The organism is Brachybacterium epidermidis, assembly GCF_015209585.1.
Taxonomy (GTDB): domain Bacteria; phylum Actinomycetota; class Actinomycetes; order Actinomycetales; family Dermabacteraceae; genus Brachybacterium; species Brachybacterium epidermidis.
Genome location: NZ_JADEYR010000002.1, coordinates 129,923 through 156,241 on the forward strand (window position 1 = coordinate 129,923; position 26,319 = coordinate 156,241).

Here is a 26,319-nt window from a genome sequence, read left to right on the forward strand (position 1 = left end):
ATGAGCGAGTCCCGACGCTCGACCGGCGCCCGTCGCGCCGCCGGAGTCCGGCGCGCCACCGGTTCCGGCAAGCCCGGCAAGCGAGCCGCCGCCGGCAAGGCGTCGAGCTCCGGCGCCACCACCGGCTCCTCGGGGCCCCGGGCGGCAGGCCGTACCTCCGTCGGCGCCCGCCATGCCCGCCCGGGTGCTGCCGCCGGCGGCGGGAAGCCAGCCGCCGCTGCTGCCGGCGGTGGCAGCGGCTCCGGTCGCGGCGGCTCCGGCTCGGGCCGGGGATCGGGGCCGACGGGTCCCGGTCGCGGAGGCTCCGGCAAGGGCGGCGGTTCCGGCAAGGCAGGGGGCTCGGGCAGGGGGCGATCCGGTTCGGGTCGCGGCGGGCGCGGCAAGAAGGTCGCTGCCACCAACGTCCTGAACTACCCGCGCGCGGGTGCCAAGAACCCGTGGCGGTGGATCCCCTCGCTGCGCATGATCGTCGGTGCGATGGCGCTGTTCGTGATCGCCGGTCTGGGTTTCGCCGTGTGGCTGTACAACGACACCGAGGTGCCGGCGGTCGACGACATCGCCCTGGCCCAGACCTCCCGCGTGTACTTCGCCGACAACGAGACCGAGATGGGGCAGTTCAGCGAGATCAACCGCACCATCATCCCCAATGACGAGATCCCCGAGAACGTCAAGGACGCGGTGGTCGCCAGCGAGGACTCGAGCTTCTACGAGAACCGCGGCGTGTCCCCCCGAGGCATCGTGCGCGCCGTCATCAACAACCTCTCGGGCAACGCCCGTCAGGGCGGCTCGACGATCACGATGCAGTACGTGGAGCGGTACCACACCGGCACCCAGACCTCCTACGTGGGCAAGGCCAAGGAAGCGATCCTGGCCTTGAAGATCGACCAGGAGCTCAGCAAGGACGAGATCCTCTCGCGCTACCTCAACACCATCTACTTCGGTCGCGGCGCCTACGGCGTGCAGGAGGCCGCGCAGGCGTATTTCGACAAGGACGCAGTGGATCTCACCGACGAGGAGGCCGCACTGCTGGTCGCGGTGATCCCCGCCCCCTCGTCCTATGACCCGGCAGAGGATCCGGAGCGCGCCGAGCAGCTGTGGACCCGCGTGATCGAGCGACGTGTCAACGCCACCGGCGGTCTCAGCCCCGAGGAGGCCGACGCGATGGTGTCCCCCGAGACCATCCCGCCGGGACGCACCAACGCGCTGGGTGGCACGAACGGCTACCTGCTGGACACGGTGCGCAACGAGATGCTCGCCCAGGGCATGACCGAGGACCAGCTCAACACCGGCGGTTTCAGGATCGTCTCCACCATCGATCCGCGGATGCAGGAGATCGCCGTCTCCGCGGTCGACGAGCTCCCCGAGGACCGGCCCGAGCGCAACCGGGTGGGCACCCTGACCGTGGATCCCTCCACGGGGGCGATCCGCTCGATGTACGGCGGTCCCGACTTCGTGCAGCAGGCGCAGAACGACGCCACCCAGTCCCGCATGCAGGCCGGGTCCATCTTCAAGACCTTCACCCTGATCGCCGCCCTGGAGGACGGCTACCCGCTGCACTCCCGCTGGGACGGCAACGCCCCCAAGGAGTTCCCGCAGGTGGGCTGGACGGTCAACAACTTCAACGACCTCTCCTACGGCAGGGTCTCCCTGGAGCGCGCCACCACCAACTCCATCAACACCGCCTATGCGGAAGTGAACCTGGAGATCGGTCCCGAGCGCACGCAGGAGACGGCGATCAAGCTGGGTCTGCCGGAGAACACCCCCGGCCTGGGCGCAGAACCCTCGAACGTGCTGGGCTCGGCCTCCCCCACGGTGCGGGAGATGGCGGAGGTGTACGCGACGGTGGCCGCGGGCGGCGTGCATCGCCCGTCCTACATCGTGCAGACGGTGCACGCGAGCGACGGCACGCTCGAGTACGAGCACGAGATCGACGAGCAGCGGGTGCTGGACGAGCAGGTGGCGATCAACGCGACCGTCGGCCTGCAGGGCCCGCCCACCCGCGGGTCGGCCCGCTCGCTGCAGGACGTCATGGGGTCGCCCGGTGGCCGGCAAGACCGGCACCTCGGAGTCGTTCCGGTCGGCCTGGTTCGTGGGCTTCACTCCGCAGCTGGTGACGGCCGTGGGCATGTTCCAGCCCTCCGAGGACGGCAGCGCCGAGGAGGCCCTCACGGGCTTCGGCGGGGTCGACAACATCACCGGCGGCAGCTTCCCCACCCAGATCTGGGGGTCCATCATGTCCCGCTCGCTGGAGGGTCAGGAGTTCCTCGACTTCCCCGAGGAGGTGCAGCTGGACAACCAGAAGCGGGTGCGCACCCAGGCCCCCGCACCGTCTCGCACGCAGCGCCCCGCACCCACCACGGAGGCCCCTGCGCCGGAGCCCACCACCGAGGAGCCGACCACGGAGGAGCCCGAGCCGGCCACCGAGGAGCCGGAGCCCACCGAGGAGCCCGAGCCAACCACGGAGGAGCCGGAGCCCACCGAGGAGCCCGAGCCCACTGAGGCGCCGGAGCCAACCACGGAGCCGGGCAACGGCGGCGGCCAGGGTGGAGGCGAGGGCAACGAAGGCAACCAGCGCCCCACCGAGGAGCCCACGAGCGAGGATCAGCAGGGCGGCGAGGATCAGCAGAGCGGCACCACGGGCCGTGGCGGGGGCGGCTCGGGCCGCGGCGGCGGTGACGCGGGCGCCGAGGGCCCTCCGGCCGGCGGCGGTCGCGACGACGGCTCCGCCTGACGCGCACCACGACCAACGGGCCCTGTGCTGGGTATCAGCGCGGGGCCCGTTCGTCGCCCTGGTTCAGTCCTGCAGTGCCTCGGGGCGCCGCTGGTGCTCGCGGCGGCCGTGGGTGAGGGTGCGCAGGTCCGTATCGTCGTCGAACGTGGCGCCCAGGCCACCGGCGACGACGCCCAGGGCGGCGCTCATCCAGGCGATGTCGAGGTAGCGGCCGAGATCCGCGGGCTGCTTGATGACCGATTCCATGTAGTCAGGATCAATCACCACCAGGCCGGCCAGGAAGATCAGCACCACCATGGTCACGTACAGGCCCAGCACGCACAGGAACAGGGTCAGCACGGTGGAGAGGTTGTAGTACAGGTGCACCGTGGTCGGGTCCTCGCGCTCGGCTCTCTCCCACAGGCCTCCGCTGACGATCAGCCACACCACCATCAGGGTCATCGCCAGCAGCCCGATCATCAGCAGTCGCGGTGTGGACAGCGCGGCGGACATCTCCCAGATGTTGCTGTAGAAGATGCCGAACGCACCGGTGGCGCAGGCCGCGGCCAGGGCGCTGGAGAGCCTGGGGGCTGCCCGCCACGGCGCATTGGTCGCCACCATCCCGATGATGGTGCGCGGCACTCCGGTGACGGTGTGGGCCTTCAGCTGTGCCGTGGAGTGCTCAGTCGCCTCGGTCCACTGGTTCCAGGGCAGGGCGTACCGCTCGTGGTCCTCCCGCGTGCCGGTGCCGAGGATCCGCAGCACGCACGACATGAACACCGAGGTGAGCCTCTTCCTGCTGGACATGACGCCCACCACGGGGTACGCCACCGCCGCGGCATGCTGTTCGGGGAACACCTCGGCGATCAGCGGGATCCCGCCGGAGCGGCGCGGCATCTCGGTGAGCATCAGCACCGCGTCCACGTCCCGGTCGGCGCTGCGCACGGATCCGGGTGTGGACATCTCCAAGGTGTTGTGCCTGCTGATCCCCAGCATCTCCGGCTGCACCCGCACCTCGGCGGAGCCGAACATGCGCGACAGCTCCTCCTGGAGGGGCTCCTGGGCGGACTGGGCGCCCAGGGTGCAGCGGCCCGGGTCGGCCAGGATCACCACGGTGATGCCGTGGCCTGCTCGGTTCTGCATCGCTTCTCCTGGGGAGTGAGGAGCGGGGTTCCCGTCACTGCGCGGGAGCCGCCGGTGGGGGCGGGTTCAGAGGGGCTGAGGTGCTCATCAGGGGTGACCCTATCCCGATGCTCAGCGATGCCAACCGTTTGAACCGGGCTTTCGCTTCTCCTTGCCAGAGGTGGGCACTCCCGGGAGGCTGCATTGGCACGGAAGGGATCCAGGTCACCTCCGCGGTGTCCGGTGGCCTACGTACGCAGTGCCCGGAGGCCGACGTCCCCGGTGACCGGGGGCGACCACCGATCGTGCTTCCGTCGGACCGGTCGGTATGCATTCGTGACCTGCGGTTTCATCCCTCCACCCGGCCGCGGTGCACCGCCGCGCGCGTAGCGTGTCAATGGCACGGTCCTGCGAGATCACACCGAGCCCTTCGAGGAGGGACCCGTCATGGCCAAGACCGACAAGAGCCCCACCCCGCCCCCGGCGCCCCCGCGCCTCAGCCCCCGCGCTCGCCGAGCCCACCGAGCCCACGGACCCGCTGCCCCCAAGGAGGACCAGCAGGGGATCCAGCCCCGCACCGCGACCGGCGCGGTGCCCTCGGACGACCCGGCCACCACCGCCCAGCAGGGCGCGTACCTCACCACCTCCCAGGGGGCGCGCCTGAGGGACACCGACCACTCGCTGAAGGCCGGCCGCCGCGGCCCGGTGCTGTTGCAGGACCACCACCTGCGCGAGAAGATCACCCACTTCGACCACGAGCGGATCCCCGAGCGCGTGGTGCACGCCCGCGGCGCCGCCGCCCACGGCGTGTTCGAGTCCTACGGCACCGCCGCGTCGATCACCCGCGCGGGCTTCCTCGCCAAGGGCGCGGTCACCGAGGTGTTCACCCGCTTCTCCACCGTGCTGGGGTCGCGCGGCTCCCTGGACACCGCCCGGGACACCCGCGGATTCGCCACCAAGTTCTACACAGCCGAGGGCACCTTCGACCTGGTGGGCAACAACATCCCGGTGTTCTTCATCCAGGACGGCATCAAGTTCCCCGACGTGGTGCACGCCGCCAAGCCCCACCCGGACCGGGAGATCCCGCAGGCCCAGAGCGCCCACGACACGTTCTGGGACTTCGTGTCCCTGCACTCCGAGGCCCAGGCGCACACCCTGTGGAACATGTCCGACCGCGGCATCCCGCGCTCCTACCGCATGATGGAGGGCTTCGGGATCCACACCTTCCGCCTCACCGATGCGGAGGGCAACGGCTCGCTGGCCAAGTTCCACTGGAAGCCGAAGCTGGGTGTGCACTCGCTGACCTGGGAGGAGGCGCAGCTGCTGGGCGGTGCCGATCCCGACTTCCACCGCCGGGACCTGGCCGACGCCATCGAGGCGGGAGCCCACCCCCAGTGGGAGCTGGGCATCCAGGTGTTCCCCGACAACGAGGAGCAGAGCTTCGAGGGCATCGACCTGCTGGACCCCACCAAGTTCGTGCCCGAGGAGCTGGCGCCCGTCCAGCCCGTCGGCCTGCTCACCCTGAACCGCAACCCCCGCAACTACTTCGCCGAGACCGAGCAGGTGGCCTTCAACCCCGGTCACCTGGTGCCCGGGATCGACGTCACCGACGACCCGCTGCTCCAGGTGCGGCTGTTCTCCTACGTGGACACGCAGATCACCCGCCTGGGCGGCCCGAACTTCGCCCAGCTGCCGATCAACCGCGCCCACGCGCCGGTCAACGACATGCTGCGCGACGGGTACGGCCAGCAGGGCGACCCGGCAGGGGTGGCTCCTTATCGCCCGAACTCGCTGGACGGCGGATGCCCGTTCATGGCCGGCGCCGATGACGCCGCCTTCACCGATCTGCCCGTGCAGGTCACCGAAGGGGTCAAGGAGCGGGCGCTGTCGGCCACCTTCGAGGACCACTACAGCCAGGCGCGGTTGTTCTGGCGCAGCATGACGGAGATCGAGCAGGACCACATCGTCGACGCGTACTCCTTCGAGCTGGGCAAGTGCTACGAGCAGACCATCAAGGAGCGCCAGCTGCAGTGCCTGGCCGAGATCGACCGGGAGCTGTGCTCACGGGTCGCCGAGGCGCTTGGCCTGCCGGCCCCCGAGCCCACCGGGGAGCATGCCGGCGAGGACGGCGTGGAGACCAGCGAGGCCCTCTCTCAGCTGGGCCGCACCTGGCCCGCGGACGGCCGGGTGATCGGCATCGTGGTGGATCCGGAGGAGGACAACAAGGACCTGCTGGCCCTCCACGAGGCCGTCGTGAAGGCCTCCATGACCCCCGTGGTGATCGCGCCGCGCGGTGGGGAGGTGGCCGGTGTGCCCGTGAGCCGCACCTTCGCCACCGCCCGTTCCGTGGAGTTCGACGCCCTGCTGATCGCGGGCAGCCCCGCTCCCGGCGCCGACGCGTGGCCGTCGGTGGACACCAAGGGCGGCGCACCTGCGGGCGACGGTGCGGACCCGCGCCTGGGCCTGATGGTGGAGGAGTGCTACCGCCACGCCAAGGCCATCGGTGCCTGGGGTCGCGGTCGCGAGCTGCTGGCCACCCGCACCCCGGAGGGTGCGCCCGGTGTCGTGGCGGGCGAGGACGGCGCCTCGGGGCTTGCCCCGGGGCAGGAGCTGCTGGGCTCGCACCGGGGGTGGGGGCGGGTCGGTTCGGCCCCGGCACAGGGATCCTGGGCCGACGTGGACCGGGGCCTGTGATCCCCGGCCCACGTCGGCCTCCGCCCTGGCCGGGATCTCCGGTGCCGGGTAGACTGGGCCGGTCCGTCACCCGCGCCACCCGGTGCGTCCAGCGGATGGCATGAACCCTCCTGCCACGGAGAGACCGTGGCCGCGAAGACCACAGGAGGTGGGTACCAGACATGCGCACGTACGAAATGGTCGTGATCCTCGACCCGTCCGTCGATGAGCGGACCGTGAGCGGACCCTTCGAGAAGCTCGTCCGGGTCACCCCCGCCGAGGGCGGCACCGTCGACAACGTCGACGTGTGGGGCAAGCGGAAGTTCGCCTACGAGATCGACAAGAAGTCCGAGGGTATCTACATCGTCCTCACCTTCACCGCCAAGCCCGAGACCGCCCAGGAGCTGGATCGTCAGCTGGGCCTCAACGAGTCCGTGTTGCGCACCAAGCTGATGCGCCTCGACGAGACCCAGTAAGACCGAACGACGTCCCCCACCCGTCCCGGAAGCACAGGAGCATTCATGGCGAATGACACCGTCATCACGGTGATCGGCAACCTCACCGCTGACCCGGAGCTGCGTTTCACGCAGTCCGGCATCGCGGTCGCGTCGTTCACCGTCGCATCCACCCCGCGCACCTTCGATCGCCAGGCGAACGAATGGAAGGACGGGGAGGCGCTGTTCCTGCGCTGCTCGATCTGGCGCGACGCTGCGGAGAACGTGGCCGAGTCGCTGGAGAAGGGCACCCGCGTGGTCGTGCAGGGTCGCCTCAAGCAGCGCTCCTACACCGACCGTGAGGGCAACAACCGCACCAGCATCGAGTTGGACGTCGAGGAGATCGGCCCCTCCCTGAAGTACGCCACCGCCAAGCCCACCAAGGTGCAGCGCGGCGGCGGGGGCGGCTTCTCCGGCGGCGGCGGCCAGGGCGGCGGCTACGGCGGCAGCCAGGGCGGCGGCTACGGCGGCAACCAGGGGGGCGGCGGTTACGGCGGCGGCCCCCAGGGCGGCAGCCAGTCCGGCGGCGACTCCGACCCGTGGGCCGGCGGCGGCAACCAGGGCGGGTACGACGATCCCCCCTTCTGATCACCCGGCCCGCCTCGCGCACGTGAGGCATCGGCCCTGATCACACCCCCTATCCATTCCATCCCGGGTGCATGCCCGGGCTCCCTTAGGAAGAAGGAGCACCACGATGGCCAAGCCTGTTCTTCGCAAGCCGAAGAAGAAGCAGAACCCGCTGAAGGCAGCGGGTCTCGAGACCGTTGACTACAAGGACGCAGCGCTGCTGCGCAAGTTCATCTCCGACCGCGGAAAGATCCGCGCCCGTCGGGTCACCGGCGTCTCCGTCCAGGAGCAGCGCAAGATCGCGAAGGCCGTGAAGAACGCCCGCGAGATCGCCCTGCTGCCGTACTCGACCTCCGGTCGCTGAGCGAGGAAGGGAAGCACATGACCAGCAAGCTCATCCTCACCAACGAGGTCACCGGCCTCGGTGCCGCCGGTGACGTCGTCGAGGTCAAGGACGGCTACGCCCGCAACTTCCTCCTGCCCCGCGGTCTCGCCACCCCGTGGACCAAGGGCGGTCAGCGTCAGCTCGACCAGATCCGCGCCGCTCGCGGCAAGCGCTCCATCGAGAGCGTGGAGGAGGCCCAGGCGCTGAAGGCGGCCCTGGAGGCCAAGCCGGTCGTCGTCGCCGAGCGCGCCGGCGTGAACGGCCGTCTCTTCGGCGCCGTGACCTCCAAGGAGGTCGCGGAGGCCGTGAAGACCACCTTCGACAAGGACATCGACCGTCGCACCGTCGAGTTCGCCACCGCGATCAAGTCGCTGGGCGAGCACAAGGCGACCGTGCGTCTGCATGAGGACATCTTCGCCAACCTGGTGGTCCAGGTCGTGGCCGCCAAGGGTGCCGCCAAGGCCTGATCGGCCCGATCGACCCTGCAGCGCCCCGCACCCTCACGGTGCGGGGCGCTGCTGCTACCCCCACTGTCTCGGCCGACGGTGCGCTCGGTCGCCCTCGAGCTCCCGCCGCCCTTCGTTGCTCCGGAACGGTTCCGGCCAGCCTTGGAGCGCGACGCTGAGGGTCGGGCTAACCTCGACGGGTGACTACCCAGACCTCCTCCTCTGACGAGCGCGCCGACGGGCAGCTCGCTCGCTCCCTCGGTCACGGTCAGATGGCCATGATCGCGATGGGCTCGGCACTGGGCACCGGGCTGTTCCTGGGCTCCGGCGAGGCGATCGCCCTGGCTGGCCCCGCCGTGATCATCACCTTCGCGATCGGCTCCCTCATCGCTGCCACCATCGCCCTGTCGATGGGAGAGATGGCCTCCCGCCACCCGGTGCGCGGTGGCTTCGGCACCCTCGCAGCCCGCTACCTCTCCCCGTTCTGGGGCTACCTGAGCCGCTGGCTGTACTGGATCGTCACCGTGGGCGTGACCGGCGCGGAACTGGTGGCCTGTGCCGCCTACCTCTCGTACTGGGCGCCGGGAGTGCCGCTGTGGGCGGGCATCCTGCTGTTCGCCGCGGTGATCGTGGGCATCAACCTGGCCAGCGTGGGCTCCTTCGGCACGGTCGAGTTCGCGCTCTCCTCCGTGAAGGTGATCGCCGTTGCGGTGTTCATCGTCGTCGGGGCGTTCCTGGTGTTCGTGGGCCTGCCCTCCCAGCCCGCCCCCGGTCTCGCCCTTCTCACGGCCGACGGGGGCTTCGCCCCGATGGGATGGGCGCCGGTGTGGGTGGCCCTGTCGATCGTGATGTTCTCCTTCGGCGGCATCGAGCTGCTGTCCATCACCGCCGCCGAGGCCAAGGACCCGGCCCGCTCCATCCGCACCGCCGCCCGTACCACCGTGGTGCGCCTGGCGTTCTTCTACGTGGCGTGCATCAGCATCGTGCTGTGCCTGGTGCCGTGGCGGCAGGCCGCCGGCACCGGTGAGGACGTGGCCACCTCCCCGTTCGTGATGGTGTTCGACCGGGTGGGCATCCCCGGTGGTGCGCACGTGACCAACCTGCTGGTGCTGATCGCCGCGCTGTCGGCAGCCAACGCCAACCTCTACGCCGGCAGCCGCATGCTGCACTCCCTGGCCTCCGACGGACTGGCACCCCGGGCCGTCGCCTGGACCACCCGCAGCCGGGTACCGGTGGTGGGCATCGCCTGCAGCTCGATCGGCATCCTCGGCGCCGCGATCCTGGCGTTCAGCGGGGTGGGCGGCGTGTTCGGGTACATGATGAGCCTGGTGGTGTTCTCGGTGCTGATGGTGTGGACCCTGATCCTGCTCACCTACATTAGCTTCCGTCGCAGCGGCACCACCGGAGCCACCTTCCGGATGCCCGGCGGGATCGGCACCGCCGTGGTGGGCCTGGTAGGGCTGGCGGCGGTGTTCGCCACGGTCGCGGTGCGGCCCAGCATGCAGGTGGCGGCGATGGTGGGTGTGCCCGCGGTGGTGCTCGCCTCGGTGCTGTACCTGGCGGTGGCCCGGCACCGCATCGAACCGGCCGACATCGACGAGGCCTTCGCCGAGGCCGAGACGATGCGCTGACGCCGCCCTCCCGGTCTCCCCGCGCAGACCGTCACGTGGTGTTCGTTACGGTACGTCCGATCCGGTTTGGGCGACAGCGTTCCTGGGGGTAATCTGTAGGAACCTTCGACCTCGGTGTGTTGAAACCCGGTGTTGAAGTCTCGCGCGAGTGGCGGAATTGGCAGACGCGCACGGTTCAGGTCCGTGTGCCCGAAAGGGCGTGGGGGTTCAACTCCCCCCTCGCGCACCGCGAGGAAAACCCCCTTCACCAGCAGAAATGCCGGTGGAGGGGGTTTTTCGTGCCTCGGTGGTGTGGCGGTGAGTGGCGCAGGGCGAGGATGGGTCCTGCGTGGTCGGGACCGACGGGCTGCGCTAGCCACACGTGTGGGGAGACGCTGGGGGAGCCCCCAGCGCCGCCGTGAAGGGATGACCCTGTGACAACCCCAGCCCCTGAGAGCTTCATCGAGAACTCCCTGCTGCAGGGGGACAACTTCCGCATCACTCCGATCACGCCGCGCCTGGTGCGCCTGGAATGGTCGCCCTCGGGCCCCTTCGAGGACCGCCCCTCCGTGTTCGCCACCAACCGCGAGCTGCGGGACGAGTCCGCGCGCGTGAGCGAGACGGCCACCGGGGTGCGCGTGGAGACCGACCACTACGTGCTGGACTACGACCGCGGCGAGTTCTCCGCCAACGGTCTCTCCCTGTCGGTGCTGGGCGGCGTCTCCAACTACCACTCGATCTGGCGGTACCAGCAGGATCTGTCCCTGCCGGCCCACCGCACGGCCCGCCGCGAGGGCCGCACCACCCGGCCCCTGGACGGCAACCTGGGCGGGGCCACCCGCACCCTGGACGAGGCCGACGGCGCCGTTGACCTCGATCCCGGGGTGAACAGCACCTACGGCTACGCGGACATCGACGACTCGGGCTCGATGGTGTTCGGGCCCGACGGTGAACTGCAGGCGCGGGGTGCCGAGCCGGGTTCCGTTGACCTGTACGTGTTCGCCGCGGGCCGCGACCACGTGGCTGCCGTGAGGGATCTGTTCGCGCTGTCCGGTCCGCAGCCGCTGCTCCCGCGCTGGGCGCTGGGCAACTGGTGGTCCCGCTTCCACCGCTACACGGAGCAGACATACCTAGATCTGATGGACCGCTTCGCCGCTGAGGGTGTGCCGTTCTCGGTCGCCGTGATTGACATGGACTGGCACGTGACCGAGGTGGACCCTGTCTACGGCTCCGGCTGGACCGGGTACACCTGGGACCCGGAGCTGTTCCCGGACCCGGAGCGGTTCCAACGCGAACTGCATGAACGGGGCCTGAAGGTCACCCTCAACGATCACCCGGCCGATGGTGTTCGCGCCTTCGAGGCCCTCTACGGTCGGGTCGTGGAGGCCATGGGCAAGGAGGTGGACGGCTCCGCGGTCGAGTTCGATGTCACCGATCCCGTGTTCATCAAGGCGTACCTGGCGGCGCTGCATCGAGGCTTGGAGGAGCTGGGCACCGACTTCTGGTGGCTGGACTGGCAGTCGGGCCCCTATTCGAAGGTCCCCGGCATGGATCCGCTGTGGGTGCTCAACCATGTCCAGTACGAGGACACCCGCAAGCAGATGGGGGAGGGACTGATCCTGTCCCGCTACGCCGGACCAGGCAGTCACCGCTATCCGGTCGGTTTCTCCGGTGATGCCGTGATCAGCTGGGACTCCCTGGCGTTCCAGCCGCGGATGACGGCTGCCGCGGCGAACATCGGCTACGGCTGGTGGAGCCATGACATCGGCGGCCACATGGGCGGGTACTGGGACGACGAGCTCGCCACCCGCTGGGTGCAGTTCGGCGTGTACTCCCCGATAATGCGCCTGCACTCCTCCAGCTCCCGGTTCACCGGCAAGGAGCCGTGGATGTTCCCCGAGCCCGCGCACGCGGTGATGGTGGAGCAGCTGCGCCTGCGCCACCGTCTGGTGCCCTACCTGCATGCCATGAACCGCCGCGCGCACCGCGAGGGTCGTTCCCTGGTGGAGCCCACCTACTTCGAGGACACGTCCATCGAGGCGTACATGTACCGCGACCAGTATTTCTTCGGCTCGCAGCTGCTGGTGGCGCCGATCGTGCGACCCGCGGACCGCACCACCCGGCTCGCCGTGGCCGAGGCGTGGCTGCCCGCGGGCCGCTGGACCGATGTCACCACCGGCATCTCCTATCGCGGGGGCCGACTGGCGAGCCTGCACCGCGACGTGTCCTCGATCCCGGTGCTGCTGCGCGCCGGCGGGTTCCTGCCACTGGTCGCCGAGGGGGAGTCCCTGGACATCCGCGAGACCGGCCCGGCGCTCGAGGTGCTCGTCGCCGGCGGCGCCGACGGCACGTTCACGCTGGCCGAGGAGACCGAGCCCGGGACCTGGGCCGAGACCGTGTTCTCGCTGGACGTCGAGGCCGGGCGCCTCACCATCGAGCCCGCGACCGGCGACGGATTCCCGGCCCGCACCATCTGGGAGCTGACGCTCCTGGGCTTCGGCCCGGAGGCGGCCGGCGACCTCACCGTACGCGGTGCCGAGATCCAGAGCGTGACCACCTCCGACGGTCGGGTGAGGGTGCGCCTGGTCGGTGCCGGCACCGAGCCGGTGGTGCTGGAGGGCGCAGGGCTCGGCACCACCGGGCCCGGCGACGTGCTGGGCCAGGTGGAGAAGGTGCTGCGCGGCGCGGCCATCGGCTACTTCACCAAGGACCTGCTGTTCGCCCAGCTCGAGCGTGACGGCGCCGCCGCCCTCAGCTCCCTCGCCGCGTACGGCACGGTGCCCGTGTTCACGCCGGAGGATGTCGAGCACGGCCACCCCACCCCGGAGCTGGTCGCCGCCCTCACGGAGCTGCTGCTCGCTGATCGGTGACAGGAACGGGTGCACTCGTCCGGGCTCAGGTCAGGGCGTGCGCACCCAGCCCTCGTCCTGGTGCAGCCACCGCTGCACCTCGCCGGTCACGGCGGGAACGTCGCCGGTCAGCCAGTAGGTGGATCCGGGGTCCCAGCCGCCGATCACGCTCGCGGTATCGGCATCGACCTCAAGGGCACGGGTGGCGGCCTGCAGGTACCCGGCCACCGTCAGGTGCACGGCGTCCCACTGCTGCGCCACCTGCTCCCAGTCGGGCACCACCCATCTGCCGTCCCGGCCAGTGACCTGGTACCAGTCACCCCTGCGCGAGGCCGAGACCTCCAACGGGTGCTCACGGCACAGGGCGATCCAGTCCTCCGCGCCTGTGATTTCGAGGGTGCGGCCGGGCCCGTGCACCGGTGTCACCCACGCGTCGACCCAGCCCATCTCGTCCTCCACCAGGTCCAGTGCGGCGGGGACCCGGTCCACCGTCTGCTGCAGTCCCAACGGGGTCGACCACCATGACCCCGACGGTGCGTTCCGGGCATGCCGGGGCTGCTTCTTGCGTGCGGCTGCCTCACCCTCCCGGGCATCCGCGGCCCATCGGGACACGTCCCGATGGAGCCAGGAGTCGTCGGGAGAACCCGGCCGGTCCCAGGGCAGGATCCACTGCTGCGGCGCGCACGGCCGGTCCCAGCCCAGCACCGGTGCCCATGCGGCAACCCTCTCGGCCAAGGGCCGCAGCGCATCGCCGATGTCCGGGAGAGCAGCGAGCGCGTCCTGATCATCGGGCTCCTGCCAGTACATGGCAGCTTCCACCGACGAGGACAGCGCCCGATGCAGCAGCTGGGCCGTGTCCCCGCCGGGAGTCCTGCCAGGGGAAGGCGCATCGAGAACGGTCAGGTCCAGGGCTGCCAGATCGCGGGCCAGCTCCTCGATGGTGCGGGGCGGCTCACGGTCGGCCTGGCCCGCGCCGCCGTCGCCCCCGCTGCCCCCGCTGCCCCCGGCAACGGGACCGAACAGCAGCACGGAGCGGAACGAGGGACTCGGATCCAGCTCGGCCCCCAGCATCGAGGCACCCAGGCCGATCCGCTCGTCCAACCGGCAGGCCAGGTCGAGACACATCCGTCTCCCGCGGGGCCCTGCCAGCAGTGACTGCGCATCGAGCCCCATCGGAGGGCCTCTTCTCAGATGAACTCGTAGGGATCGAACTCGTCGATGTCGATGATCCGGATCCGCGGCAGCGGGCTGGTGAACGCCTCGACGTCGTACTCGAGGTCGAACATCTCGATGCCGGGGATGCCGCGCAGCTCACCGGAGAAGAACTCGTGGAAGCCCACCAGGGCGGTGCGACGCCCCTCGGTGCCAGCCAGCGCCGTCATCTGCGGCACGAAGTCCGCGTCGTGGCTGACCAGCATCACGTCGGCCGCACGGTCCTGCAGGGCCTCGGCGGTGCGCTGGATGGCGATGTCCACCACCTTGCCCTCGCCGCGCAGCGGCACCGGTCGGTACCCGATCGCGGTGAGGGCCTGCACGAAGCCCACCGGCAGGCTGTCGCCCACGGCCAGGAAGAACAGGCCCGAGACCGGATTGCCCCAGGCGTCCTGTGCATGGGTCAGCAGCTTGCCCCAGCGGGGCCGCTCCTCCGGCTGGGGCCGGCGGCCCAGGACCGACACCCCCAGGGTGGCGTCGATGTTCTCCCCGTCGACCAGGAGGTACGTGGTGCGGTCGGTCATCTGATCCGTCATGCTCCCAGTGCGACGTACAGCTTGCCGTCCGTGCCCTTGGCGATCTTCATCGGGGAGGGATCATCGGCGTGGATGCTGTGCACCAGCACCACACGGCCCTCCGCATCGAGGTTCGCCTCGAAGTGGTCGCGGGTGAGGTGAGTGGCCTTGCCCCCCAGGTCCTGATCGTCGATCGCCTGCTGGGTGGACTCCACGCAGGTGTCCTGGAGGATCGAGCTGTCGTCGATGCCCTTGCCGGTGAGCGGGTCCATCTGCAGCGCGCAGGAGGCGGCGGGGTCGTCGTCGGACAGTCCCATCAGGTAGGCGATCACGGTGTCCTTGGCGGCGTCGAGGTCGGCGTCGGTCGGGTCCTGGACCGGGGTGTCCACGTAGACGTCCGAGCCGGGCAGGCCCACGGCGCCCGTGGGCTCAGCGGACGGGGGGGCCTCGGACGGCGGCCCCTCGGAGGGGGGGGCCTCGGAGGGGGGCGAGTCCGACGTCGCGGGGTCGGTGGGGTCCTCGAGGGTGGTCTCCTCCGAGGTGGGGCCGGCCGAGGGAGATTCGGTGGGATCATCCCCGCCGTTCATCGACAGCAGTGCGAGGCCGCCGCCACCCGCTGCCAGGGCCAGCAGGGTGAGGCAGCCGCAGATGCCCACGATCCAGGGCCACGGCTTCTTCTTCTGCGGTGGCTGGCCGCCGCCAGGGGCCGGGTAGGGGGCCCCGCCACCCGTCGGGACGCCCGGTCCGGCGGGGGCACCCGTGCCTCCTGCGGCACCGGGGTACCCGTTGCCGGGAGCCGAGGACGGCGGAGGAGGCGGCGAGCCCCACTGGCCACTGCTGGGAGGCTGGCTACCCGACTGCGGCGCCCCCGACTGCGGCTCGCCTCCCTGCGGCGCACCGCCCTGAGGCTGCCGAGGGGACGGGTTGCCGGGGTAGGGGCTGCTCATGTGCTCGAACCTTTCGACGGAGTCTCCGCAAGCGTACCCGGGTGCTCCCGGGGCCCAACGGTTCCCTGCTCAGTCCAGACGGACCTCGCGGCCCTCGGCGGCCGACGTGTACACGGCCTCGAGGATCCGCGCCATCTCCACCCCGTGCTCCGCCGGGGCCACGGACTCGGCGCGACCCAGGGAGGCATCGACGAAGTTCGCAATTTCGTTGCCGAAACCGGCTCCCATCTCGAAGGTGCCCGAGGAGATCTGCGGGGTGATGTTGACGACCGAGTCGTGCATCTCCGCGGCGATCTGCAGGCTGGGCTCCAGATCCGCGCCGCCCTTGGTGCCATGGACCGACACCAGGGTGGAGTCCTTGGTGGCGTGCAGGGAGTAGGAGCACTCCAGCAGCAGCGAGGCGCCGTTCTCGAAGCGCACCACGGCGTTGGCCATGTCCTCCACGGTGTTCTTGTCCGGGTCGTAGTCCGAGACCTTGTACCGGGGCATGGTGGTGATGTTGGCGCGGTTGCCGAGGACCTCGTAGGTGTTCCCGGAGACGGACACCGCCTTCGGGCAGCCCATCAGGTACCAGGCCAGGTCCAGCACATGGATGCCGATGTCCAGCAGTGGCCCGCCGCCGGCGATCTCCTTGTCGGCGAACCAGCCGCCGGGGTTGCCCATCCGGCGGATCAGGCTCGCCTTGGCGTAGTACATCTCGCCCAGCTGCCCGGCGTCGATGAAGGACTTCAGCACCTGGCAGTTCGGGGAATGACGGCGCACGAACCCCACCTGGACCACCCGGTCGCTCCTGCTGACCGCGTCCTGGATGGCGGTGGCCTCGGCAACGGTGCGGGCGATCGGCTTCTCCACCAGCACATGCTTGCCCGCCTCGACGGCGGCGATGGTCCAGGTGGCGTGGGAGTCGTTCCACGTGCACACGCTGACACCGTCGATGTCGTCCTGCGCCAGCAGCTCATGGGCGTCGGCGTAGGAGCGGGAGGCACCGAACTCCTGGGCCACGGCGCGGGCGCGGGCGGCGTTGATGTCGCTGATGGCGACGATCTGCACCTCGGGGTGAGCGGCGTAGGCCTCCAGGTGAGCGCGGGCGATGCTCCCGGCGCCGATGACGCCGACTCGGAAAGTGGTCATGGGGGTCTCCTCAGGGGACGGGGGTGGGAAGGACGGGAGGGGGCGGATGGAACGGGCCGGATGGGCGGGGCGGTAGAACGGCTCAGACGGCCGGGGCGGGGGCGGTTCAGGCCTCGGCCAGCAGACGCTTGGCGTTCGCGATGCCGCGCTCGCAGCCGATCAGGCAGTCCTCCCAGCCCTCGAACTCGATCGCGGCGTAGCCGGAGAAGTCGGAGTCCTTGATGGCGCGGGCCACCGCACGCAGGTCGATGTCGCCGTTGCCGACCACCGCCCCGCGCAGATGCTTGCCGCCGCGGCTGCGGAACCAGCCCGCGCCCGGATCCTGCCGGGCGGGCCGGATGTAGAAGTCCTTGAAGTGCACCACCATCGCGTAGGGCAGGTTCTGGGCCACCGACACCTCGGGCTGCTCGTCCACGCACACGAAGTTGCCCACGTCCAGGGTGGTGCGGAAGTTCGGCTGGTCCACCGCATGGATGATGCGCCGCACCCTGTCGGCCGACTGCACGAAGAAGCCGTGGTTCTCCAGGCTGGTGGTGATGCCCTTGGTGGCCGCGTACTGCGCGATCTCCGCGCAGGCGGCGACGATCCCCGGGAGAGCACGCCCGAACAGCGGGGTGTCATCACCGGGCAGGCCGGGGTGGCCGGCCACGTCGTGCCGCATCCGTTCGATCCCCAGGCGCTCGGCGAGGTCCACGTACTGCTTCACCCGCTCCACCTGGCGTGCCACCTCCGCGGGATCCTCGGAGGTGAAGTCCGCGCCGATCGCCAGGTTGGACAGGACAACGCCCGCGCTCGCCGCCTTCTCGCGGATCTGGTCCACGTAGGCGGGGTCCGAGGCGATGCTGGGCACGGGGTCGTCGGTCTGCTCGCTGAGAGAGGCCAGCTCGAGGTGCTCACCCTCGGAGGCCGCCACCCAGTCGATCACCTCCGGCAGCGTCATCTGGGATGTGGCGAGCTTCGAGTGGAAGCTGTAGGAGCTGAATCCGAAGCGGATCTGATCGGTCACGGGGTTCCTTCCGGGCGGGGACTGCGGGGGAGGGTCTGCAGCAGGAGGGCCGGCCTGGCGGGGGCGGTCGGGTGGTGCCGGGAAGCGGTGCCAGGGCGGGGGCACCTCCAGCACGCCGGTGCCCTGCACGGAGCCGTGCTCGAAGGCGAGACCCAGCGCACCGACGAGAGCGCCGTCGGTGGTGAGGCGTGCGGTGCGGAAGACGGGCTTCCCGGGGCTGGTGAGCAGGTGGTGCACGTGGTGGCGCAGTGGGTCCAGCAGCAGGTCGCCGGCGCGGGACAGACCGCCGCCGATCACCACCTGCTCAGGGTCCACGGTGAGCAGCAGGGTGGCCAGGCGCGGTGCGATCTCGGCGCAGAACGCGTCGATCTCCGCCAGGGCCGCCTGGTCACCGTCGGCCGCCCGAGCGAACAGCGGCGCCGCGTCGTCCCCGGTGGACCAGCTCAAGCGGCCACGCCGGGAGGTGCTGGTCCACCGCATGCCGCGCTGCGTGCCCAGCTCACCGGCGAGCCGGTGGCGGCCCTGCAGAATCCGGCCGCCCAGGATCAGGGCCACGGAGATGCGGTGACCGATCTGCACGAAGGCGATGTCGGCGGGGCGGGCGGAGAGGTGGTGCTCGGCGTAGGCGGCGAGCTTGATGTCGTTCTCCACCGCCACCGGGCAACCCAGGCGCAAGGACAGCTCCGAGGCGATGTCCGTGCCCTCCAGGTCCTTCACCGCGAGACTCTGGGCGAGCCGGCCATCCGCATCGAGGATGCCGGGCACGGCGATGCCCACGACCGCCGGGGAGAGGCGTTCATCGGTCCCGCCCTCGTCAGCGGCGTCCTGCACCACCTGAGCGACTGCATCCAGACGGGCAGCAGCGCCGTTTCCGGCGCACTCGCGGCGCCCGGTGGCGACCATCCGGCCTGCAGCATCGGTGAGCAGGCACCGCACGGAGCGGTCGCCGATGTCCACCGCCGCCACGGTCGCCGCCCCGGGATGGAACGCGAATCGGCGGGCCGGCCTGCCGGGGGAGGAGGCAGGCGCGGCGGGCACGATGCGCACGGGCCCGGTCTCTACGAGGGAGGTGAGCACGGCGTCCACCGTGGGGCGCGACAGCCCGGTGTGCTCGGACACCTCGGCCACGGTGCGGGGCTGGGTCGCCTCGCGCAAGGCCAGCAGGCAGGCGCGCGCGTTGCCCTGGCGCACAGCAGCGCTGTCGGCGGTGCCCATGGATGCCCTTCGACGGGATTATGAAACCCGGTTGTGTAAATGCTTGGGTTCAGTCTTCGCCGCGTCGGGAGTCCTGTCAAGGTCGTCCCGGTACCGTGACCGCAGGAGGCGATGCCCATGATCGACAGCCCCGCGACCACCCCGACCACCCCATCCATTCCCGCCCTGCAGCAGACCTACGCCGAGACCGTGCCCGAGCTCTCGGTGCCACACCAGGCAGAGGCGCCCCCCTCGCCCCAGCTCACCTGGCTGAACGAAGAACTTGCGGCCGAGCTCGGGTACGACCCGGAGTGGCTGCGCGGGCCCGAGGGACTCGCGCTGCTCACCGGACAGGTCCCCGACACCACCGCCCAGGTGTACGCCGGCCACCAGTTCGGACAGCCCAACCCCCAGCTGGGCGACGGGCGCGCCGTGCTGCTCGGCGACATCGTCGCCCCCGATGGTCGACACTTCGACCTGCACCTCAAGGGCGCCGGCCGCACCCCCTTCGCCCGAGCGGGTGACGGCAAGGCTCCGCTGGGCCCGATGTTGCGCGAGGCGGTGATCGGGGAGTCCCTGCATGCGCTGGGCATCCTCACCACGCGGGCCCTCGCGGTGGTGAGCACGGGGGAGCGGATCCGTCCCCGGCAGGGCATCACCCCCGAGCCCGGCGCCATGCTCATCCGCGTGGCCTCCAGCCACCTGCGCGTGGGCACCTTCGAGTACGCCGCCTGGCACCTGGGCCCCGACGTGCTGCGACCGCTCGCCGATCACGCCATCGACCGCCACCACCCCGCAGCGGGGGATGCGGAGAACCCGTACCTCGAGCTGCTGCGATGCGTGGCCGAGGCCCAGGCCCGCCTCGTCGCGCAGTGGATGCTGGTGGGCTTCGTGCACGGCGTGATGAACACCGACAACATGACCATCTCGGGGCAGGGGATCGACTACGGGCCCTGCGCATTCCTGGACGAGCACCGGGCCCGCGCGGTGTTCAGCTCGATCGACCAGCAGGGGCGCTACGCCTACGGCAACCAGCCCGGCATCGCCCTGTGGAACCTCTCCCGCTTCGCCGAGACCCTGCTGCCGGTCATCGCCCCCGACGAGCCGGAGGCGGGGATCGAGGCTGCCACTGCCGTGCTGCAGGGCTACGAGCCCGCGTACCTCGATGCCTGGACCCGCGGTATGGCGGCCAAGCTCGGGGTCCCCGAGAGCCCTGGACCTGGCGCGGCTGCCGGCACCAGCACTGATGCCGCCTCCGACGCTGATGCCGCCTCCGACAGCGCTGGCGTCCAGCTCGCGGCGGTCCGCGCACTCGGGGAGGACCTCTTGGCCCTCCTCGAAGCCCAGGCAGTGGACCACACGAGGTTCTTCCGCGCCCTCACGGGCGGCACCGCGCGCGAGCTGTTCGCGGATCCCGCCCCCTTCGAGCAATGGGACCGCAGACGCGTTGGCCTGGGTGGATCCTCGCCCCGAGACGATGTTAACCCCGTGTACATCCCACGGAACGTCCATCTGGACGCCGCGCTGCGCGGGGCCCACCTCGGCGACCTCTCCGGCGTCGAGGAGATGATGGAGGCCGTGCGCTCGCCGTTCCACGCCCGCGCCCACCTGGAGCATCTGGCGGGGCCGGGTGAGGGTGGGGACGTGTTCCTCATCTACTGCGGAACCTGAGGGGAAGCGACCGCTGCCCCACCCTGTTCGTGCTCGGACCCTTGCCCATTCCCTCCGCTGGCTCCCACCGCTCGGTCGGCGGCTTCCGGGCGCGCGGTGCTACGGTCGCGACACGGGTCGGCACCTGTTCCCACAGCCCCGCGTTCAGCTCGGCGCCCGTGCAGCAGGGCCGTCCATCGACCGCTCTACACAAGGAGATGCACGATGACCGCGACGCTCACAGGCCGCAAGATCCTGATCATCACCACCAACTTCGGCACCGAGACCGACGAGATCCAGCGCCCCCTCGCAGAGCTGAAGGAGGCAGGCGCTGAGGTGGTCGTCGCCGCCGCCGAGTCAGGCCCGGTCAAGACCCTGAAGCTCGACCGCGAGCCCGGCCCGGAGGTCCCCTCGAACATCCTGCTGGAGGATGCCGACGCCCATGAGTACGACGCCCTGGTGATCCCCGGCGGCACCCTCAACGCCGACACGCTGCGCGCCGAGGAATCCGCCCAGGAGCTGGTCAAGGCCTTCGCAGCCGACGGGAAGCCGGTCGCCGCGATCTGCCACGGCCCCTGGCTGCTGATCGACTCGGACCTGGTGGACGACCGCGACATGACCTCGGTCCCCACCATCAGCAATGACCTGCTGAACGCCGGCGCCACCTGGACGGATCAGGAAGTGGTGGTGGACACCGGCGGCGGCTTCCCGCTGATCACCTCCCGCAACCCCGATGATCTCGACGCCTTCAACGGTGCGATCATCAAGGCCCTGACCGCCTGAAGGCCCTGACGGCCCGCCCCCTGACCCACGAAGGAGCAACGCCATGACCGAGAACCCGGACTTCCAGACCGAGCCCACCACCGGCGAGAGCATCGATGACGCCCTCGAGGCCGCCCGCCCCGGCGACCCGGAGCGTCCCGCCCCGGCCGAGGCCGAGGGCGTGGGCCTGGACCGCACCGTCGAGCGCGGCCAGGAGGACCTCGCCGCTGCTGAGCAGGGCAACCGCGATCAGGACGAGATGCGCTCCGAGGGCGACGACATCGACGACCTGGCCGGCAACCAGCCGCTGGTCTGACCCCTGACGGGAGCTGGTAGGCGCTGGGCAGATCAGCTCCCCAGTGCCTCAAGGATCGCTTCGTCGACGGCCCGCCGGGCCCGCAGGTGCTCCTCGACGTCGTAGCTGAAGTGCGCGTAGGTGAGGGCGCCGCCCTCGTCCACCAGGGCGGCGGCGCGATCGTGGCCGACCAGCGAGGCCAGCCAGGTCAGCGCCCGGTGGTCGGCCATCCCCTGCGCGAACACGCGGTGCCGGAGGGATACCCAGGGGGTGCCGTCGGGCCCGGGGTACACGGCGAAGGAGTCGCCCCCGTAGAAGCCGCCGCCCGCGCAGGTCTCGGTGAACGGGTCGATAGGCTTCAGCGCGAACTGTGCCCACCAGAAGTTGTAGCCCCAGTGCAGGAACCCCGGGGCGTGGTGGACGAACAGCTGCCGGCCCAGCACCCGGTTGCGCACCGAGGGCAGGGAGATGAAGCGGTTGGCCACCTCGCGGTCCTGCGCCACGCAGTAGTACACCCACGGGTTGCGACCGGCGTCGAGGAACGGTTCCACATGGTCCGTGGCCACGATCGGGATGTCCACCACCCCCTGCTCGGCGAACTCGAGTGAGCTGAGCGCGTCCACCACATCGGCTCCCTCGAGCAGGTCGCTCACCTGCTCCTTCGCCGCCCGGTAGTCCTCCAGGCCCTGCACGCTGGGCTCATCGCTGATGTGCCGCAGCACGCGGCCCTCCCAGGTGGCGGCCAGATGCTCGCGCAGCGCGGGGATCAGCGCCACCATCAACCGGCGGTACTCGGGGTCGGTGGCGGCCACGTGCCAGCCGAAGCGGTCCTCGATCCCGTCGGCGGTGCGGACCTGGATGGCGGGGGTGAAGCGGGCACCCCACTGGGTGAACAGGTGCGCCACCTCGATCGACACCATGCCCACCTCGCGGCAGATCCTGAGCCAGCGGTCCAGTTCGGTGAAGTCGAAGCGGTATTCACCGCTCTCCTCGCTGATGCCCACCAGTTGCACGGTGGGGCGCTTGTGGCCCTCGGCGGTGTCCAGCGGAGGCGTCCAGGTGGGGGTGAGCACGGAGTTCACGTCCATCTCGCGGGCTGAGCGCAGGAACGCCTCGATCAGCTCCCAGTGCCGCTCGGAGAACACCTCGACGTCGTAGTAGGAGGACAGGGAGTCGGCGTGGAACCAGTGGGTGTTGACGATCTCCAGCGGCGGCAGCTGATGGGGATGGATCTGCAGGCGGAGGGTGTGCTCCTCCCAGGGCCCGTCACTGCCGGCGGGCCGCAGCCGCATCAGCAGCTCGTGCTCCCCGGCCAGCAGGGCGTCCTCCACCAGCACGTCGATCCACAGCGCCTCCCAGCACCCGGGGGTGAGGGGGGCGAGCACGACGGTGCGGTCGCCGGCATCGGTGTCGGGACCGCCCGCGCCGGCCTCCCCGGTGAGCGGCTCCAGCACGTCGGGGTACTCGCCTGGCTCGGTGACCAGGTAGTGCTCATCGGGGTCCTCGGGGGCGGGGGTCGAGACCGGCACGCGCCGCACCGCTCAGGGTCGTGTGTGCCGCGAGGTCTCCCAGCAGCTCCACCTCGACCGCCGCCGTCATGCCCGCGCTGCGAGGGGCCGGGCGCTCGCCGGCCCCGTCCGCGAGCGCGTCGGCGCAGCCCTCCCCGGCCTCGAGCCTCACCGCGATCTGCACGGACAGTCGCTCCCCGAGGAAGCCGGAGGCGTGCACACCTCCGATCAATGAGGCCGGGCGGGGTTCCGCCCTGCCCATCAGCTTCTCGAGGCTGTCCATCAGAACGGTCTGCACGGTGCTCACTCCTGCGGCGGGGGCGGGGGCGACGACGTCGGCCCTCCATCCTCTCATCGGACGTCTGCTCGGGCATGCCGACCGACAGGAAAAACCGTTGCGCACGTTCCCCGACGGTCCTACGGTGATCCCACACCGAAAGGAGGTGATCCGAGGAATGATTTCCCATCGGACATGTGAGGTGGCTCGCCGCTGAGGCGACCATCGGCCCGAACCGTCGGATCGCTCCGGCGGCTCATCGGATCGACGGACCGCAGCGAATCCACTCGAGCTGCCCGGACCCGCAGGGGTCGGACTCGTCCCCCGACCGGCGCCCAGCGCGACCTGCGGGTCTGCCCATGCCCGGATACGCCGAGTGCACCGACCCGGCCGGCCGATCCTGCGCAGCACAGGGCCTGGGCGGTGACCATGGGGAGGAGTACCCATGGACGGCGACCCAGGTCGCACGTACCGTGCCCTCATGGGCGCCACCAGCACACTCGACCACTCCCCGCGACTGACCGAGCTGCCGGGCGCCTCGCGTCTGCTGCGGATCGACGAGTCCACCTTCGCCTGGGTGATCGCACAGGTGCGGGACGGGAGTGCCCCGAGCTCGGAGACCGCGGCCGCCCAGGCCCATCAGGCCGGCCTGCTGCAATCCGCGGACCCCGTCGAGGTGGAACCCCATTGGGACGCCCTCCTGCGCCGCGCCATCACCTCCCCCGTGCGCATCGACATGGTGAGCGTGGACGGCGCGCGGGCGTGGGCCACCACCGTGCACGTGGCCGGAGAGATCCAGCTGGTGATCGACCAGGTGCGCGAGGTGACCTCCAGTGACTCCACGGTGTCCCTCGGTGCCCGCAGCTCGGCGCTCACCCTGGCCGTGGGCCGCATCGAGCACTTCTCCGACCTGATCACCGCGCTGGTGCCCCAGCGCCCCGCCTTCGGTGCGGATCCGTCCGAATCCCTGACGGCGCCGGAGGCTCCCGGAGCGACGACGGACCCGCCCTCGGTGGACCCGCCATCCGTGGCCCAGGTGCAGATCGTGGTTTCCGCGAACCCGGCCACCGGCGAGCCTATGATCCGCGCCCGCTCCTGGTACGCCTTCGGGGCCGACGGAACGGTGCCCGCGACGCTCCCCGGCACTGGCGAGGCCACTACCGCCGAGCCCGCCCCCGTCGGCGCGCTCACCGAGATCCTCAAGGCCGACCTGATCGCGGCCATCAACCACGTCACGGCCGACCGGGCGGACAGCGCTGACAACGCTGAGGGTGCCGGGCAGACCACCGAGGGGGATGAGCGATGAGCTTCCAGGGGATGGACCCGGACCAGGTGCGCGACCAGGCCGAGGGGCTCCGCACCGCAGCTGAGCGACTGGGGGAGGTGCTGGACCGGCTCGACGCCGCCACCCACGCCGTGGAATGGCGAGGCCCTGATGCCGATTCGTTCCGCGAGAACTGGCACGTGGTGCGCAGCCAGGGCGAGTCGGTGGTGGTCCCGGGCATTCGGGACCGCTCCGGCGAGCTGGAGCGTCACGCCGAGGAGCAGGACAAGGCCTCCTCCAACGGGGACTCCGGGGGCGGGTTCTGGGACGGCGTGGTTGACTTCTTCAGCGGTGCGGCGGAGAAGATCTCCGACTTCGCCTCCGGGGTGGCCGGGGTGGTGGACTGGGTGGCCGATGAGATCGGGGAGCAGATCGCCGGGTGGCCGGATGACCTGCGGGACTACCCGGGCATCCTGCTGGGCAACCTGCAGGAGTTGGGCAGGTCCACCACCGGCCTGCTCGGGATGGCCGCCGACGCCGTCATGAATGGGGAGTGGCCGCGCCTGACCGAGCTCGGGGTGGGCCTGATCGATGCCGGTCTCGACGGCATCAACACCCTGGTGCACGCGACGACCGGCCTGGACCTCAATCTGGCCGACGACGGGACCGGTTATGCCGACGCCCCTCAGCAGGTGGAACTGGGCGGGCCGGGTGATCCCGGTTACGTCGATCCGCACTCCCTGGCAGACATCATCAACAACACCAATGCCAGTTACGGTGCACCGGAGGACGGGCAGGTGGGGCTGACCGTGGTGCGCGATGCCCAGGGGAACCCCACCGGGGTGATCGCCAACATCCCGGGGACGGAGCAGTGGAGCCCGTTCGCCTCGAACAATCCGATGGACCTCTCGGGCAACGCCGCGCAGGCGGGCCCCAACGGGTGGTCCGCGGGCTCGGAGGCGACGGCCGATGCGATCGCACAGCTCTATTCCGACCTGGACCTCCCCCCGGGCACGCCTCTCATGCTGAACGGTCATTCGCAGGGCGGGATGATCGCCTCGAGCCTCGCTGGGGACCCGGATTTCTCGAATCAGTTCAACGTCACGAATGTGATGACCTACGGTTCTCCCGTGCAGAACGATCCGGTGAACTCCGGGACGGATTATCTGCACATCCAGCACGGGAACGACCTGGTCCCGAAGATAGATGCCGGCGGGCGCGACATCTTCCTCAATCCCCCTGTGGTCTCGCCCAATGTGACGACGGTGACGGCGGATTCCCCGGGAGGGATCTTCTCGCCGGGCGACAACCACTCCTCCGGGGAGTACCACACCACCGTCACCGAGCAGCTGGCGCAGAACGGCTCGCAGCTGCATCAGTATCAGCACAGCGGATCAGTGGCCGACTTCCTGGTGGGGGACACCGGCTATGCCGATCACTACGTCTCCGACGTGCATCGCAACAACTAGGCCTGCGTCGCGACAGCTGAGGCCTGGGTCGAGACAGCTGAGGCCTGCCTCGCGCCCTGACCCGGCGGTCGCCGGTGGCGCCCTGTCGTCCACAGCCCTTTCGCGTTAGAGCTCGGGACGCAGGGGGCTGCAGTCCCGGGGTGCTCGAGGCTGTCGAGGTTCCTCCCCATGCCACGGCTTTCCACATGTCTCTCCACATCTCGCAGGTAGTAGGGGGTATTGAAGTTCCTCCC

General features: G+C 70.4%; 20 protein-coding genes, 1 tRNA gene and 1 pseudogene. 14 read left to right on the top strand and 8 right to left on the bottom strand.

What is annotated here, in order from left to right; all coding sequences use genetic code 11:
• Positions 1-2,499 carry a transglycosylase domain-containing protein gene (locus IOE58_RS03260; RefSeq protein ID WP_284690631.1) on the top strand — a complete coding sequence of 833 codons (2,499 nt, stop codon included), beginning with the start codon at positions 1-3 and terminating at the stop codon, positions 2,497-2,499.
• A gap of 295 nt (positions 2,500-2,794) precedes the next feature.
• Here the strand turns inward: IOE58_RS03260 and IOE58_RS03265 are convergent, their stop codons facing one another.
• Complete coding sequence (locus IOE58_RS03265; RefSeq protein ID WP_228018769.1) at positions 2,795-3,853, bottom strand: 3-isopropylmalate dehydratase small subunit; 1,059 nt, start codon at positions 3,851-3,853, stop codon at positions 2,795-2,797.
• A 376-nt stretch (positions 3,854-4,229) separates the two neighbouring features.
• On the opposite strand from IOE58_RS03265, the pseudogene IOE58_RS03270 reads away from it, so the two are divergent.
• The 8 genes and pseudogenes from IOE58_RS03270 (at position 4,230) to IOE58_RS14605 (ending at position 12,877) form a co-directional block, all read left to right on the top strand.
• A pseudogene (locus tag IOE58_RS03270) lies at positions 4,230-6,526 on the top strand (catalase).
• Positions 6,527-6,687: 161 nt separating this feature from the next.
• Positions 6,688-6,981: a 30S ribosomal protein S6 gene (gene rpsF / locus IOE58_RS03275; RefSeq protein WP_193865004.1), complete on the top strand. Its 294-nt coding sequence runs from the start codon at positions 6,688-6,690 to the stop codon at positions 6,979-6,981.
• Positions 6,982-7,026: 45 nt separating this feature from the next.
• Positions 7,027-7,587, top strand: coding sequence for a single-stranded DNA-binding protein (locus tag IOE58_RS03280; RefSeq protein WP_193865005.1), 561 nt, complete (start codon positions 7,027-7,029; stop codon positions 7,585-7,587).
• 106 nt (positions 7,588-7,693) lie between these two features.
• The gene (gene rpsR / locus IOE58_RS03285; RefSeq protein ID WP_010533203.1) at positions 7,694-7,930 is read left to right on the top strand and encodes a 30S ribosomal protein S18; all 237 of its coding nucleotides are present in this window, start codon (positions 7,694-7,696) and stop codon (positions 7,928-7,930) included.
• 17 nt (positions 7,931-7,947) lie between these two features.
• The gene (gene rplI / locus IOE58_RS03290) at positions 7,948-8,418 is read left to right on the top strand and encodes a 50S ribosomal protein L9 (RefSeq protein ID WP_193865006.1); all 471 of its coding nucleotides are present in this window, start codon (positions 7,948-7,950) and stop codon (positions 8,416-8,418) included.
• 179 nt (positions 8,419-8,597) lie between these two features.
• A complete protein-coding gene (locus IOE58_RS03295) occupies positions 8,598-10,028 on the top strand; it encodes an amino acid permease (RefSeq protein WP_193865007.1) in 1,431 nt (476 codons plus the stop codon).
• 142 nt (positions 10,029-10,170) lie between these two features.
• Positions 10,171-10,254, top strand: a tRNA-Leu gene (locus IOE58_RS03300).
• A gap of 187 nt (positions 10,255-10,441) precedes the next feature.
• Positions 10,442-12,877: a TIM-barrel domain-containing protein gene (locus tag IOE58_RS14605; protein WP_193865008.1), complete on the top strand. Its 2,436-nt coding sequence runs from the start codon at positions 10,442-10,444 to the stop codon at positions 12,875-12,877.
• A gap of 30 nt (positions 12,878-12,907) precedes the next feature.
• Here IOE58_RS14605 and IOE58_RS03310 read toward each other — a convergent pair whose 3' ends face one another.
• From IOE58_RS03310 to IOE58_RS14160, 5 genes are all read right to left on the bottom strand, one after another.
• Positions 12,908-13,981, bottom strand: coding sequence for a hypothetical protein (locus tag IOE58_RS03310; protein WP_193865009.1), 1,074 nt, complete (start codon positions 13,979-13,981; stop codon positions 12,908-12,910).
• A 62-nt stretch (positions 13,982-14,043) separates the two neighbouring features.
• Positions 14,044-14,592, bottom strand: a complete 549-nt coding sequence (locus IOE58_RS03315) for an NYN domain-containing protein (RefSeq protein WP_017823543.1) — start codon at positions 14,590-14,592, stop codon at positions 14,044-14,046.
• Between the two features lie 8 nt (positions 14,593-14,600).
• A complete protein-coding gene (locus IOE58_RS03320; RefSeq protein WP_193865010.1) occupies positions 14,601-15,239 on the bottom strand; it encodes a RodZ family helix-turn-helix domain-containing protein in 639 nt (212 codons plus the stop codon).
• 360 nt (positions 15,240-15,599) lie between these two features.
• Positions 15,600-16,661 (bottom strand): Gfo/Idh/MocA family protein, encoded by a 1,062-nt coding sequence (locus IOE58_RS03325; protein ID WP_193865011.1) that lies wholly within the window; start codon positions 16,659-16,661, stop codon positions 15,600-15,602.
• 106 nt (positions 16,662-16,767) lie between these two features.
• Complete coding sequence (locus IOE58_RS14160; RefSeq protein WP_228018773.1) at positions 16,768-18,882, bottom strand: ROK family protein; 2,115 nt, start codon at positions 18,880-18,882, stop codon at positions 16,768-16,770.
• Positions 18,883-18,993: 111 nt separating this feature from the next.
• Between IOE58_RS14160 and IOE58_RS03340 the strand changes: the two genes are divergently transcribed.
• From IOE58_RS03340 to IOE58_RS03350, 3 genes are all read left to right on the top strand, one after another.
• A complete protein-coding gene (locus IOE58_RS03340; RefSeq protein ID WP_193865012.1) occupies positions 18,994-20,532 on the top strand; it encodes a protein adenylyltransferase SelO in 1,539 nt (512 codons plus the stop codon).
• Positions 20,533-20,736: 204 nt separating this feature from the next.
• Positions 20,737-21,294 (top strand): DJ-1/PfpI/YhbO family deglycase/protease, encoded by a 558-nt coding sequence (locus tag IOE58_RS03345; protein ID WP_193865013.1) that lies wholly within the window; start codon positions 20,737-20,739, stop codon positions 21,292-21,294.
• A 43-nt stretch (positions 21,295-21,337) separates the two neighbouring features.
• The gene (locus IOE58_RS03350) at positions 21,338-21,589 is read left to right on the top strand and encodes a hypothetical protein (RefSeq protein ID WP_193865014.1); all 252 of its coding nucleotides are present in this window, start codon (positions 21,338-21,340) and stop codon (positions 21,587-21,589) included.
• Between the two features lie 32 nt (positions 21,590-21,621).
• On the opposite strand, the gene IOE58_RS03355 is transcribed toward IOE58_RS03350, so the two are convergent.
• Together IOE58_RS03355 and IOE58_RS03360 are read right to left on the bottom strand one after the other, a co-directional pair.
• The gene (locus tag IOE58_RS03355; protein ID WP_348981850.1) at positions 21,622-23,097 is read right to left on the bottom strand and encodes a DUF4091 domain-containing protein; all 1,476 of its coding nucleotides are present in this window, start codon (positions 23,095-23,097) and stop codon (positions 21,622-21,624) included.
• Positions 23,060-23,431, bottom strand: a complete 372-nt coding sequence (locus IOE58_RS03360; RefSeq protein WP_193865016.1) for a hypothetical protein — start codon at positions 23,429-23,431, stop codon at positions 23,060-23,062. The genes IOE58_RS03355 and IOE58_RS03360 overlap by 38 nt, the downstream gene beginning before the upstream one ends.
• A gap of 367 nt (positions 23,432-23,798) precedes the next feature.
• On the opposite strand from IOE58_RS03360, the gene IOE58_RS03365 reads away from it, so the two are divergent.
• Positions 23,799-24,659, top strand: a complete 861-nt coding sequence (locus IOE58_RS03365) for a hypothetical protein (RefSeq protein WP_193865017.1) — start codon at positions 23,799-23,801, stop codon at positions 24,657-24,659.
• Positions 24,656-26,086, top strand: coding sequence for a PGAP1-like alpha/beta domain-containing protein (locus tag IOE58_RS03370; protein ID WP_193865018.1), 1,431 nt, complete (start codon positions 24,656-24,658; stop codon positions 26,084-26,086). The genes IOE58_RS03365 and IOE58_RS03370 overlap by 4 nt, the downstream gene beginning before the upstream one ends.
• Positions 26,087-26,319 lie beyond the last annotated feature (233 nt).

Coding starts and splice junctions, on each gene's coding strand:
- IOE58_RS03260 (WP_284690631.1), top strand. CDS start 1: ATGAGCGAGTCCCGACGCTCGACCGGCGCCCGTCGCGCCGCCGGAGTC.
- IOE58_RS03365 (WP_193865017.1), top strand. CDS start 23,799: ATGGACGGCGACCCAGGTCGCACGTACCGTGCCCTCATGGGCGCCACC.
- IOE58_RS03280 (WP_193865005.1), top strand. CDS start 7,027: ATGGCGAATGACACCGTCATCACGGTGATCGGCAACCTCACCGCTGAC.
- IOE58_RS03370 (WP_193865018.1), top strand. CDS start 24,656: ATGAGCTTCCAGGGGATGGACCCGGACCAGGTGCGCGACCAGGCCGAG.
- IOE58_RS03310 (WP_193865009.1), bottom strand. CDS start 13,981: ATGTGTCTCGACCTGGCCTGCCGGTTGGACGAGCGGATCGGCCTGGGT.
- IOE58_RS03325 (WP_193865011.1), bottom strand. CDS start 16,661: ATGACCACTTTCCGAGTCGGCGTCATCGGCGCCGGGAGCATCGCCCGC.
- rpsR (WP_010533203.1), top strand. CDS start 7,694: ATGGCCAAGCCTGTTCTTCGCAAGCCGAAGAAGAAGCAGAACCCGCTG.
- rplI (WP_193865006.1), top strand. CDS start 7,948: ATGACCAGCAAGCTCATCCTCACCAACGAGGTCACCGGCCTCGGTGCC.
- IOE58_RS03315 (WP_017823543.1), bottom strand. CDS start 14,592: ATGACCGACCGCACCACGTACCTCCTGGTCGACGGGGAGAACATCGAC.
- IOE58_RS03340 (WP_193865012.1), top strand. CDS start 18,994: ATGCCCATGATCGACAGCCCCGCGACCACCCCGACCACCCCATCCATT.
- IOE58_RS03350 (WP_193865014.1), top strand. CDS start 21,338: ATGACCGAGAACCCGGACTTCCAGACCGAGCCCACCACCGGCGAGAGC.
- IOE58_RS03265 (WP_228018769.1), bottom strand. CDS start 3,853: ATGCAGAACCGAGCAGGCCACGGCATCACCGTGGTGATCCTGGCCGAC.
- rpsF (WP_193865004.1), top strand. CDS start 6,688: ATGCGCACGTACGAAATGGTCGTGATCCTCGACCCGTCCGTCGATGAG.
- IOE58_RS03360 (WP_193865016.1), bottom strand. CDS start 23,431: ATGAGAGGATGGAGGGCCGACGTCGTCGCCCCCGCCCCCGCCGCAGGA.
- IOE58_RS14160 (WP_228018773.1), bottom strand. CDS start 18,882: ATGGGCACCGCCGACAGCGCTGCTGTGCGCCAGGGCAACGCGCGCGCC.
- IOE58_RS03345 (WP_193865013.1), top strand. CDS start 20,737: ATGACCGCGACGCTCACAGGCCGCAAGATCCTGATCATCACCACCAAC.